The 12509-nt window shown below is 60.4% G+C and carries 9 protein-coding genes; 8 read left to right on the plus strand and 1 reads right to left on the minus strand.

The features are described from left to right. The first annotated feature begins 16 nt into the window (after window positions 1-16). Entirely contained in the window at window positions 17-1192 is a 1176-nt protein-coding gene (locus tag SM766_RS00375; protein WP_368946549.1) for an RsmB/NOP family class I SAM-dependent RNA methyltransferase, read from the plus strand. A 94-nt stretch (window positions 1193-1286) separates the two neighbouring features. Continuing rightward, on the plus strand, window positions 1287-3599 hold the full coding sequence (locus tag SM766_RS00380; RefSeq protein ID WP_274829284.1) for a hybrid sensor histidine kinase/response regulator: 2313 nt from the start codon (window positions 1287-1289) through the stop codon (window positions 3597-3599). Between the two features lie 60 nt (window positions 3600-3659). On the opposite strand, the gene SM766_RS00385 is transcribed toward SM766_RS00380, so the two are convergent. Then, entirely contained in the window at window positions 3660-4256 is a 597-nt protein-coding gene (locus tag SM766_RS00385) for a gamma-glutamyl kinase (RefSeq protein WP_368946550.1), read from the minus strand. A gap of 431 nt (window positions 4257-4687) precedes the next feature. Between SM766_RS00385 and SM766_RS00390 the strand changes: the two genes are divergently transcribed. From SM766_RS00390 to recA, 6 genes are all read left to right on the plus strand, one after another. Further along, window positions 4688-5812, plus strand: coding sequence for a Gfo/Idh/MocA family protein (locus SM766_RS00390; protein ID WP_368946551.1), 1125 nt, complete (start codon window positions 4688-4690; stop codon window positions 5810-5812). Then, window positions 5800-6771 carry an NAD-dependent epimerase/dehydratase family protein gene (locus SM766_RS00395; RefSeq protein ID WP_368946552.1) on the plus strand — a complete coding sequence of 324 codons (972 nt, stop codon included), beginning with the start codon at window positions 5800-5802 and terminating at the stop codon, window positions 6769-6771. The genes SM766_RS00390 and SM766_RS00395 overlap by 13 nt, the downstream gene beginning before the upstream one ends. After that, a complete protein-coding gene (locus tag SM766_RS00400) occupies window positions 6768-7982 on the plus strand; it encodes a glycosyltransferase family 4 protein (RefSeq protein WP_368946553.1) in 1215 nt (404 codons plus the stop codon). The genes SM766_RS00395 and SM766_RS00400 overlap by 4 nt, the downstream gene beginning before the upstream one ends. Beyond that, the gene (locus tag SM766_RS00405) at window positions 7979-8938 is read left to right on the plus strand and encodes a glycosyltransferase family 2 protein (RefSeq protein WP_368946554.1); all 960 of its coding nucleotides are present in this window, start codon (window positions 7979-7981) and stop codon (window positions 8936-8938) included. The genes SM766_RS00400 and SM766_RS00405 overlap by 4 nt, the downstream gene beginning before the upstream one ends. Before the next feature lie 11 nt (window positions 8939-8949). After that, the gene (locus SM766_RS00410) at window positions 8950-11049 is read left to right on the plus strand and encodes an NAD-dependent epimerase/dehydratase family protein (RefSeq protein ID WP_368946803.1); all 2100 of its coding nucleotides are present in this window, start codon (window positions 8950-8952) and stop codon (window positions 11047-11049) included. 345 nt (window positions 11050-11394) lie between these two features. Further along, the gene (recA, locus tag SM766_RS00415; RefSeq protein WP_065270335.1) at window positions 11395-12462 is read left to right on the plus strand and encodes a recombinase RecA; all 1068 of its coding nucleotides are present in this window, start codon (window positions 11395-11397) and stop codon (window positions 12460-12462) included. Window positions 12463-12509 lie beyond the last annotated feature (47 nt).

Here is a 12509-nt window from a genome sequence, read left to right on the forward strand (position 1 = left end):
AGATCGGGGCCGGGGCGTGACCCCGGCGGCCCGCCTGCAGGCGGCGATCGAGGTCCTGGATCAGGTGATCGCAGGCGAGGCGGCGGAGAAGGCTTTGACCGGCTGGGCCCGGCGCAGTCGCTTTGCGGGCTCCAAGGATCGCGCGGCAGTGCGCGATCACGTCTTCACGGCGCTGCGCCGCTTTCGCTCCCATGCGGTTCTGGGTGGCAGCCTGACGGGCCGGGGCCTGATCCTTGGCGGTCTGCGCGAGGCGGGCGTCGATCCGGCCGATATGTTCACAGGTGAAGGCTACGCGCCCCCGCCGCTGAATGCAGAAGAACAGGCACCAGCAGCGGAGTTCGCAAGCTCTGCAGAGGAACTCGATATTCCGGACTGGCTCTGGTCCTCTTTTTCCAGCAGCCTTGGGGATAATGCCGAGGCCGCAGCGCAGGCGCTCCGCCAGCGCGCGCCGGTGCATCTGCGGGTGAATCTTCGCAAGGGCAGCGTCGCGGAGGCCCGCGCCGCGCTGGAGGAGGAGGGGATCTCAACCGAGCCCCATGCTGCTTCACCCACCGCGCTGGAGGTCACCGAAGGCGCCCGCAAACTGCGTAACGGGGCGGCCTATAACAATGGTTTGGTTGAGCTGCAGGATGCCGCGAGCCAAGCGGTGGTGGATATGCTGCCGCTGCGTGATGGCCTGTCCGTGCTGGACTACTGCGCCGGAGGCGGTGGCAAGTGCCTCGCCATGGCGGCGCGTGCCCAAATCCGCCTGACAGCCCATGACATCGATCCCCGCCGGATGAAGGATCTGCCGGAGCGGGCATCGCGCGCCGGGGTTCAGATCAGCTGCCAGCCGACCGAGGCGGTCCGCTCTGCTGCGCCCTTTGATCTGGTGCTTTGCGATGCGCCCTGTTCCGGCTCCGGCTCCTGGCGGCGCGCACCCGAAGGCAAATGGCGCCTGACGCCGGAGCGGCTGGACGAGATCCGGGCCATTCAGGCCAAAATTCTGGATGAGGCGGCCGAACTTACAGCGCCAGACGGTGTGCTGGCGTATGCCACCTGCTCCATGCTGGAGACGGAGAACGACGATCAGATCCGTGCCTTCCTGTCCCGCAGCCCGGAATGGCAACTGATCGGCGAAAAAGCCTGGGGGGTGCAGGATGGCACTGATGGCTTCTTCGCAGCGATGTTGACGCGGTCGAAGGCTGATTGATAAGTATCTGTCAACAAAAGCCGCTGCACCATTAACGTGGCCTTAACCTTGATGGCGGCGTATTGGCGGCATCTTGTCTTTTTTCGGAGCCGTAATGACAGGTCGCCCCACTTCCTCCGTTCCTTCATTGCGGGTGAATACCCCAGAGAATAAACGCCTTTTGATCGTTCTGCTGCTGGCAGGCGCAATGCTGGTGGCGCCTTGGGCGCTTGAGTGGCCTGACCGGGTCGCGCGCGGAATGCTCGCCGTTTCGCTGACTCTGGTGGCGGTGGCGCTTCTGATGGTTCTGCAATCCAGGGTGCGACTGAATGCCCGGGCGATGGCGACGGATCTTCTGACCGGTTTCATCGAAAAGGACGCCACGCCCACCTTCGTTACCGATGTGGACGGCAGCATTCACGCCTGCAACGAGGCCGCCGTGAAGCGGTTTTCCGAAGGCAAACAGGAAACCCTTGCCGGCACATTGCGCTCGGTTCTGGCCAATCCGACGGCAGTACTGTTCCGCCTGCAAAGCCAGGCGGCAAAAAGCGGTGCTGCGCGTGAGGATATCGTCACCCGGCGCGGTCATGTCCGTCTCGCGGTGCACCAGATGCAGGGCGGCAGCTTTTTGTGGCGGGTTGAGGATATTGCCGAACGCAGCGGCGGCAGCGGGCGCGGTGCCGAGGCGGTGCCGATCCCGATGATCACCGTGGGCCGGTCCGGCGCGGTTTTGTTCATGAACGAGGCCGCCCGCAAACTGATCGGCGAACGGGTCAAATCCACCGAGCGCCTGTTTACGGCGTTGCCGGTCAATCCCGGTCAGCTCAATACCATCATGACCCAATCCGGGCCGGTGGACGTCTTGGTGACCGAGCTGAACCGCACCCAGGGCCGCAGCGAGCTTTACCTGATGGAGGTGGATACCTCCGGGCTCAGCGCTTCCAGCTCTGGGTTCGAAAGCCTGCCCGTGCCCTTCCTGAAAGTGGCGCCCAGCGGCGATATCCTGTCTCTCAACAAGATGGCCCAGCGTCTGCTGGCGGTGGAGCCGCGCGACGATCTGAAACTCGGTCAGCTGATGGAGGGACTGGGGCGCCCGATGTCCGATTGGCTGCGCGATACGGCCGCAGGGCTGGCCTCTAACAAGTCCGAATTCCTGCGCCTATCGCGCCGTGACCGCGAGGTTTTCGTACAGGTGACCCTGACGCGCACCTTCGAAGAGGGCGCGCCGGTGTTGATCGCGGTGCTGAACGATGCGACCGAACTGAAGACGCTTGAGGCGCAATTCGTGCAAAGTCAGAAAATGCAGGCCATCGGCCAGCTTGCCGGCGGCGTTGCGCATGACTTTAATAACCTGCTGACCGCCATTTCTGGCCATTGTGACCTGCTGCTGCTGCGCCACGATCAGGGCGATCAGGACTATGGTGATCTGATCCAGATTCATGAAAACGCCAACCGGGCGGCCTCCCTTGTCAGCCAGCTTCTGGCGTTTTCGCGCAAGCAGACCCTGCAGCCCGAAATCCTGGACGTGCGCGACACGCTGTCGGACCTGACGCATCTGCTGAATCGTCTGGTCGGGGAAAAGGTGACTCTGACGCTCAGCCATGATCCGGTGATGCGCTCGATCCGGGCGGACAAACGCCAGCTGGAACAGGTGCTGATGAACCTTGTGGTGAACGCCCGCGATGCGATGCCCAATGGCGGTGAAATCCGCGTCGAGACCGAAGCGGTTACCCTGACGGCACCGCTGGAACGCGACCGGGCCAAGGTGCCTGCGGGCGATTGGGTCACCATTCGGGTGTCAGACGAAGGTGTCGGGATCGATCCGGACAAGATGCAGAAGGTGTTCGAGCCCTTCTACACCACCAAACGCACGGGTGAGGGCACCGGTCTGGGCCTGTCGACCGCCTATGGCATTATCAAACAGACCGGTGGCTATATCTTCATCGACTCGGTCAAGGATCATGGCACCCGCTTCACCCTGTTTTTCCCGGTGCACAAGCAAGACGCCGTAGAGCATGCCCCAGTCGAGGCACCCGTCGAGGAAACCGCCGCGCCGCAGCATGGCGAGGGTGTAGTGTTGCTGGTCGAGGATGAGGCGCCGGTGCGCGCCTTTGCATCGCGCGCGCTGCGGATGCGCGGCTATACGGTGCTGGAGGCAGAATCCGCCGAAGACGCGCTGCGCACGCTGGAGGATCCGGGACTGAGCGTCGATGTCTTTGTCACGGACGTTGTGATGCCGGGCATGGATGGCCCCAGCTGGGTACGGGAGGCACTGAAAGAACGCCCCGATACCCGTGTTGTCTTCGTTTCCGGCTATGCAGAAGGCGCCTTTGGCGAAACGGACCCGGATGTGCCGAACTCGGTGTTCCTGCCCAAACCCTTCTCGCTGAGCCAGCTGACCGAAACGGTACACGCCCAACTTCACTGACGCTGCGCAGGCGCTGCCTGCTTTCGGCGGTCAGTATTTTTCTGACGAAAGGCGTCGGCGTTAGTCGCCGATGCTGTCGTAGAGTTCGAAATCCGCCGCACGCTTACGCCGCAGGATGGCTTCGACCTTGGGATCCAGTGTCAGCTCCATGGCGGGGCTGACGTTCTGGCGGTCGGTTGCGATCTTCATATCAAGCCGTTCCTCCAGAAAGGCTGTGAGCGCGGGTTGGTCTTCATATCGGAACAGATGCGTCACTGCGCAGCCATTACGCTGTGTCTCCAGGAACTTAGCCTGACTTCCCACATCGGCAAATTTCGGCACATCGCCTTTGCAATAGGCTCGTACGAAATCGTCGAAACTGATCCCTTTGGTCGAATTCGGGGACCCATCCAGAAACGGCCGTTGACGAAACCGGTACCAGCTGCCCAGCCAGCTGATTGGCTCACGCATCACGGCGGCCAGCTCCAGCTCTACACCGCAGACCCGTTCGAACATCGGCCGGAACCAGCGGTTATAGCGGAACACAGGGGCATGTTTCAGCTGCGGCGGATCGGAGACCACGAAATCAGCACGATCCCGCAGCGCAGCCTGATAGGCCGTGGTGCCGGTTTTCGGAACCGAAAGAAGAACCAGCCGTTCGTCATAAAATACAAGCATTGCACGGGGCTCCGAAAGGAAATCAATCTAAGACATACTATCAGATTGCACGTGTCACAATTCTTCCATTCAAAGGAAAACAAAAGCGCCGCGAGGGCTTTGATGCGGTAGAGTGCAGTGCATTTCGCGTGGTCAGCTTAATACCTCGTGGAGGCCTTCGCTATTGAGGCAGTGCTGCAAAGCACCTGATTTTCGGTCTGGAAAGCAGGCGAGAAGGTAAAATCTCCACCCTGACATACGGCAAAGCGACATCGAACGTTGCGGAAACGCGGCATTTTTGCCCATCATTCAGAATTCGAAATCTCGCCGAATTCTGGCCATTTTTGTAAAATAGGCAGATGTCGTGGGAAAAGGCAGGTCTTATTAGTGCTCCTTGAAAGTTTGGCAGGTGTGTCCCGTTCTTGCGGGTTTTTCTTATCGGGGGCAGGGGCGTGAAACAGCGGCTTCTGGTACTTGGCTGCGGCTTTGTGGCCGACCTTTATATGCGGTCTTTGGCGGTTATGCCGGGGATCGAGATCGCGGGCGTGTTTGATACCGACAAACAACGGCTCAAACACTTCTGCAGCTACTGGAACCTGCCGCTTGCACCAACGTTTGAAGCATTGTTGCAAAGCGCGCCGGGCGCGCTCGTTCTCAACCTGACAAATCCAGGATCCCACTTTGAAACCAGCCGCGCCTGTCTGGGTGCGGGCCACCCGGTATATTCCGAAAAGCCCCTGGCGACGACCTTTCCTGAGGCCAAAGAACTGGTTGATCTTGCCATTAACCGCGGCTTGCAGATCGCTTCGGCCCCTTGCTCGGTCCTGGGGGAAGCGGCGCAAACTCTTGGTCAGGCTCTCCGCAACAACACCGCAGGCACTCCGCGCGCTATCTATGCCGAGCTGGATGACGGTTTCATCACCCAGGCCGAATACCACAAATGGCAGACGGAGAGCGGCGCGCCTTGGCCCTATGAGGATGAATTCCGGGTTGGCTGCACGCTCGAACACGCAGGTTATTACCTGGCCTGGCTGATCAGCTGGTTCGGAGCGGTCCGCACGGTAGTTGCCGCCAGCGCCGAGGCTGTTCCGGGCAAGGAGGGGCACGGACCGCATGCGCCGGATCTGTCGGTGGCGACCCTGTTTTTCGAGAACGGCCCTGTCACGCGACTGACCTGTTCCTTTGTTGCGCCGCACAACCACCAGATCCAGATCGTCGGCGACGCAGGCGTGCTGAGCTGCGATGAAGCCTGGGACAATGATGCGAAAATCCGGTTCGCACGGCGTATCAAACTAAGGCGGCGCCTGATGGAATCGCCGTTGAAGAAACGGATCCGGCTCAAGCAGCCAACCCATCCCAAGGTTAGGAAATGGGGGGCTGCGGCGATGAATTTCATGCTTGGCCCCGACGAAATGCTATCCGCGCTTGCCGAAGGACGCCCGGGGCGGCTGTCCGGTGATTTTGCCTTGCACCTGACCGAAGTCACGCTGGCCATCCAGAACGCAGGCGAGTTCAGCGGAGCCCAGACCATGACAACCCGCTGCGATGCGATGGAGCCGATGCCATGGGCGCAGTGAACCGTATCCTGATCACCGGCGCGAGCGGCTTTGTCGGCTCCGCTGCCCTGCGCGCGGCCCGCGATCAGGGGATCGAGGTGATCGCGCTATACCGCGGCCTGCCGCACGCCGCGTGGGAGGATGATCTCGGCATCACTGCAGTAAAGCTGGATCTAACCGCAGCAGACGCCACCGAACGGCTGAGCCCACTTGTCAGCGAAGTCGGTGCAATCATCCATGCTGCAGCGCATCTGGGTGATGATGCGGCGGCGCACGACCGTGTGACCCTGGGGGGGACGCAAGCGCTGCTTTCTGCGTTGGAAAACTGGCGCGGCACGTTCGTGCTCATCTCCTCCATTGCGGTCTACGATACGGCGGCGCTTGCCCCCGGTGACGCTCTGGACGAAACCTGCGCTCTCGCAACCGCCCAGAAATCCCGCGATGCCTATTCTAAGGCAAAGCACACACAGGAAGCGCTGGTCCAAGAGGCTATGCCCGATGCCTGGCTGATCCGGCCCGGTGCGGTTTGGGGGGCCGGACGAACGTGGAACGCTCTGCTGGGGTTCTGGGCATCCAAGGTTTTCGTGCAGATCGGCAAGGACGGCGCCTTGCCTTTGGTTCATGTTGATCACCTTGGCGACACCCTGATCCGGGCAGCGCAAAAGGAACCAAAGGGAACGGTGTCGATCAATGTGGTGGACGATGATCTACCTGACCGGAGGCGGTTTGTGTCGGTGCACAAAACTCTGACTGGCTGGCCCAAGTTCGTCCTTCCCATCACCTATGACGTTTGGCTGAAGCTGGCGCGCCTGTTGCGGCCGATATCAGCGGGGCTGCCGGGGTTGTTTCAGGAACCGATTATTCGCGCACGGCTGATGCCGCTGCGCTATCCCAACGCGGCCTTGCGGGCCACATTGGGTGGCAAGGATCACGCCCCATTCGAAGAGATGATGGCACAGAGCATCGCAGGTGAGCCATGACATTGCCGAAGCTTGCCTATCTGACCGGAGAATACCCGCGCGCTTCGGATACCTTTATCCAGCGTGAAGTCGCGGCGTTGCGGGCGCTGGGTCATGATGTCCTGACCTGCTCGATCCGCACCACGGGGGCCGAGCACCTAGTGGGTCCAGAGCAGCGCCAGGAGCATGCCTTGACCTTCAAGGTACTTGGCGCCTGTAAAAAGCCCCTGCGCCTGCTGCGCGCGCATCTGCGCTGGATGCGAAATCCCGGCCGTTATCTCGCTGCCTTGCGACTGGCCTGGAAAACGGCGCCCCGAGGGGTAAAGGGCCGCCTCTATAACCTGATCTACTTCATTGAGGCGGGCGTCTTGGCGGATGAGCTGCGCCAACAGGAGGTTGATCACCTGCACAATCACATCGCCACTGCCGCTTGCACTGTGGCAATGCTGGCCTCGGAACTATCGGGCATCCCCTACAGTTTCACGATCCACGGGCCGGACATCTTTTTCAATCCGAACCATTGGCGGATCGGTGAAAAGGCGGCGCGGGCGCGGTTTGTTGCCTGCATCAGCGAATTCTGCCGATCACAGCTGATGTGTTTTGCCGATCAATCCCATTGGGCGCGCTTTCATATCATCCATTGCGGCATTGACCCGGGCCGCTACACTTCTGCGCCTCACAAGGGGGCAAACCTGCTCTTCGTCGGGCGGCTCGCCGCGGTCAAGGGACTGCCAATTCTGCTTGATGCGTTGCGGGACCTCTCTGGCGACTGGAAACTGACGGTGATCGGAGACGGTCCGGATCGCGCCGCGCTTGAGGCGCAGGCACAGGGGCTAAATGTCGATTTTCTTGGCTACCGCTCGCAATCCGAAGTCGCAGAAGCGCTCTCGAACACCGACGTTTTTATCCTGCCCAGCTTTGCCGAAGGAGTGCCCGTGGTTTTGATGGAGGCAATGGCCTCGGCGGTGCCGGTTGTTGCAACAAGGATTGCAGGAATACCGGAACTGGTGGATCACGCCACCAGCGGGCTGCTGGTACCGCCCGGCGATCCGCAAGAACTGCGCGCGGCCCTGGACCATATGTTGGCGGACAGCAAGGCCCGGCAGGACATGGGGCTGGCGGGCCGTGCAAAGGTGTCCGACGATTTCAACATTCATACCGAAGCCGCCCGCCTATCCCGCCTGTTTGCCAGCTATGCAGGCGGCAGCCCCGTTCTGGAGAAGCGTCCATGACGCCGGTCGATATCGTTCTCATTGGGCGCAACGAGGGCGCGCGTCTGATTGCATGTCTCGACTCGGTCCAGGGGCAGGCTCGGCACATTGTCTATGTGGACAGCGGCTCAGACGATGACAGCCTTCACGAGGCCCGCAAGCGCAACGCCAAAGTGGTGGAGCTGGATATGTCGATCCCGTTCACCGCGGCGCGTGCGCGAAACGCGGGGTTTGACGCGCTAGAGGATCCCGAGCTTGTCCTGTTCATCGATGGCGACTGTGTTCTGGCATCCGGATTCGTAGAGGTCGCGCGCGATTATCTGAACGATCATCCAGAGGTCGGCATGGTAACCGGCTGGCGCTCCGAGATCCATCCGGAGGCCAGCCCCTATAACCTTCTCTGTGATTGGGAATGGCATCGTCCGCCGGGCGAAATCATGGCCTGCGGCGGCGATATGATGGTTCGTGCTGCGCTATGGCAGGCCGTGGGCGGTATGAACCCGCAGGTGATCGCTGCCGAAGACGACGAGATCTGCTGCCGTTTTCGCAAATCCGGCCATACTCTCTGGCGCATACCCAGTGGCATGACACGTCATGATGCGGACATGCTGCGGTTTGGTCAGTGGTGGACGCGAGCGGTGCGCACCGGCCACGGCTTTGCGCAGGTGCATCATCTTCATCCTGACTATTTCACCACAGAATGCAGGCGCGCCTATGTTTACGCCCTTGCGCTACCGCTCTTCGCAATCACTGCGGCTGCGGCGTGGTGGCCGTTCAGCCTGCCCATTCTGGGGGTCTATGCGCTCAATTGGGCACGCTCAACGGCGGGATTGCGCCGGGATGGCATTCCGCTCACCAAGGCAAGATACCTTGGCTTTCTGCTGACCCTATCAAAATTTCCGAACCTGATCGGCATGGTGCAATTTCACCTGCGCCGCCTAACCGGGCGCGACATGCGCATCATCGAGTACAAGTAAAGGAACATTCCATGGCGAGCGAAACCCGCATAGGCCTGATTGGCGCCGGATATATTGCCACCTGGCATGCGGACGCCCTCAAGGCGACGCCGAATGTGCGGATCGGGGCGGTCTGCGATGTCAATGAAACCGCGGCCAAAGGGTTCGCAGGACGATATGGTGCGCAGGTCTTTACCTCTGTCGATGATCTGATCGCTTCTGGTAGCTGCGACGCCGTGCATATCCTGACCCCGCCGCATCTGCACCGGGCGCTGGCCATCAAGTGCCTTGAAGGCGGGCTCGATGTGTTGGTTGAAAAACCGGTTGCTGAATCAGCGGCCGAGACCCGCGAGATCGAGGAGGCAGCCACCAAAGCAGGCAAGCGGTTTTGCGCCGGGCACAACTTTCTGGGTCTTCCCTCCTATCAAAAGATGAAAAAGGACATGCGCGCTGGGGCCTACGGACGGGTGTCTGGCTGTGACATCAGCTGGGCGTTGCCGCTCGCACCGCTCCGCTCTGGCCCCTATAATCTTTGGCTTTTGCGCGAGCCAAAGAACCTCCTGCTTGAACTAGGGCCGCATATTTTTGCCTTTGCGCATGATCTTTTTGGTCCTGTCGAGGTGCTCCATGCCCAGGCGGAATGGCCCGTCGCACTGCCTGGAGGGGATATGCGCCCGCAGGGATTCCGGATCCTTGCGCGGGCTGGCGCGGTGCAGATCACCTTTACCCTTGCCATGGTCGAAACCACCGACAACCGAAGCGTGACGCTACGCGGATCCAGCGCGCGGGCGCGGCTGGACTATGCGCAGGACGTGCTTGTTGTTGAGCGGGAAAACACATCAGACTTGGTGGCCAATCCGCTGCGTAGACAGCTGGACCTGTCCCGCCAGCACCTGTGGCAGGGGATAGGGAACGCGGCGGTTCAGACTGCGTCACTCAACACCAAAAACCCATACGGGCGCAGCTTTCGTGGCATGAATGCGGCCCTTTATGCAGCGGGTCCCGGCGCGGCGCATGCAAAGCCTTATGCTGGCGAAACCGCGGTTGAGGTCATGCAGGCGATCGACGATGCTATCGCTCTATTGCCCGAAAAGGTTTTGCGTGCCGCCGCACCTGCCGTTCAAACCAGAAAACCAAAGCCAAGCGTCATGGTGATCGGCGGAACCGGTTTCATCGGCCGGGCACTGACACGGCGCCTTGTCGCCGACGGCCGCGATGTGCGGGTCCTGTCACGCAGCCGCTCTGGCCCGTTTCCTGATCTTCCCGACCAGGTGGAAACCGTGAGTGCCTCGCTACAAGATCTGGAGGCATTGACTGCAGCAATGCAGGGGATCGAGGTGGTGTTCAATTTAGCAAAGGCGCTCGAAACCACATGGGAGGATTGCCTGATCAACGACGTGGGGGTTGCGACACGCATCGCCGAAGCCTGCCAAATGGCAGGTGTAAAACGGTTGATCTACACTGGCACCATCGCAAGCTATGACATGTCGAACCCTGCACTGACCATCACCGAAGAGACGGGATTTGCAGAGGATCTGACCGACCGCAATCTCTATGCGCGGTCCAAGGCAGAATGCGAAAAGCAGCTGATGAAGCTCCACCGCGAGCGCGGGCTGCCTGTTACAATTGCCCGTCCCGGAATCGTCGTCGGGCCCGGCGGACCGCTGCAACACTGGGGGATCGGTCGGTGGCACGGTGCCGGGGCGGTTCGCATTTGGGGGCACGGGCGCAATATCCTGCCCTTCGTCCTGAACGAAGATATTGCAGATGGACTTGTCCGGATGATGGATGCCCCGGTCGAAGGGCAAAGTTTCAATCTCATCGGTGAGCCGATGCTTTCCGCGCGTGACTATTTTGCCGCCATCGAGACCGCACTCGGCGCCAGAATCCGCGTGAACTCCGGCAACCTGTATGCTTTCTACGCGTCGGATGCGGTCAAATATGCGCTCAAGAAATATGCCCTGCGCCGGTCCGGCGTAATCCGACCCAGCCTCGCAGATTGGAAAAGCCGAGCACATTATTCGCCATTCAGCAATGAAAAGCCAAAACAGGTACTCGGCTGGAAACCGGAAACCGACCGTGCGGTGTTCGTTGAGAAAGCCATAGCCAATGCGAACTTGTTTGGGTTTTGATCCCAGGGGAAGGGGTCTCAGTTTGCCCCCCTTGCCTGAAGTCAGAATTATTCAGAAGCTCCCTCCAGTCTGTCCGCATCGTCTAAAAGACTGCATTCGATCATTTGTCCATGCCTGAGGGGGGGGCGGTTCTGGTGCGCGTGGCGGGCGCTTCCCTTTGCCAACTTCGTCTGGCCAGGGACAGCCTCAGCGTTAGACACAGCGGTTCCTGTGCCGGTCCTCTACGCCTTCTCGGAAGTTTTACTTGCAATGTTCCCGTTTTGATCTCATAAGGAACAAGAGGCGAACAAAGCAAGTGATTGCCGCAACCCCACGGGTATGACACATAGAAGGGGATTAGGGATTATGGCGGATCTGTTGACCATGAAAAACAAAGAGAGCGGAGACAAGCAAAAGGCGCTGGACAGCGCGCTTGCCCAGATTGAGCGGCAGTTCGGCAAGGGCTCGATCATGAAGCTGGGCGACGGCAAGGCGATCCAGGAGATCGAAGCCAGTTCGACCGGGTCTCTGGGGCTGGATATCGCGCTGGGGATCGGCGGCCTGCCGATGGGCCGAATTGTTGAGATTTACGGCCCGGAAAGCTCCGGTAAAACGACACTGACGCTGCATTGCGTGGCCGAACAGCAGAAAAAGGGCGGCGTCTGCGCCTTTGTCGATGCGGAACACGCGCTGGATCCGCAATACGCGGCCAAGCTGGGCGTCGATCTGGACGAGCTGCTGATTTCGCAACCCGATACCGGCGAACAGGCGCTGGAGATCACTGATACGCTGGTGCGGTCTGGTGCAGTCAACATGGTGATCGTGGATTCGGTGGCGGCACTGACACCCAAATCCGAACTTGAAGGCGACATGGGTGATTCCAGTGTTGGCGTGCAGGCCCGTCTGATGAGCCAGGCCATGCGCAAGCTGACCGGGTCCATCAGCCGTTCCAAATGCATGGTGATCTTCATCAACCAGATCCGCATGAAGATTGGCGTGATGTTCGGGTCGCCCGAAACGACAACTGGCGGTAACGCGCTGAAATTCTACTCTTCGGTCCGCCTTGATATCCGCCGCATCGGCTCGATCAAGGATCGGGATGAGGTTGTCGGCAACGCAACCCGCGTCAAGGTCGTCAAGAACAAGGTGGCGCCGCCTTTCAAACAGGTGGAATTCGACATCATGTATGGCGAAGGCATCTCCAAGATGGGTGAATTGCTCGATCTGGGTGTGGCCGCCGGTGTGGTCAACAAATCCGGCGCATGGTTCTCTTACGGAGACGAACGGATCGGGCAGGGCCGTGAAAACGCGAAACAGTTCCTGCGGGAACATGCGGAAATCGCCTATGATATCGAAGACAAGATCCGCGCGGCGCATGGGCTCGACTTTGACCGCCCCGACGGCGGCGGGGACGATGACATTCTGGAGGCCTGAGGCCGCCCGGATGTGATCCGATCCAATATGAAATGGGGCGCAACGCG

This window comes from Pseudophaeobacter sp. A-200-2 (genome assembly GCF_041008815.1).
Classification (GTDB): Bacteria; Pseudomonadota; Alphaproteobacteria; order Rhodobacterales; family Rhodobacteraceae; genus Phycobacter; species Phycobacter gallaeciensis_A.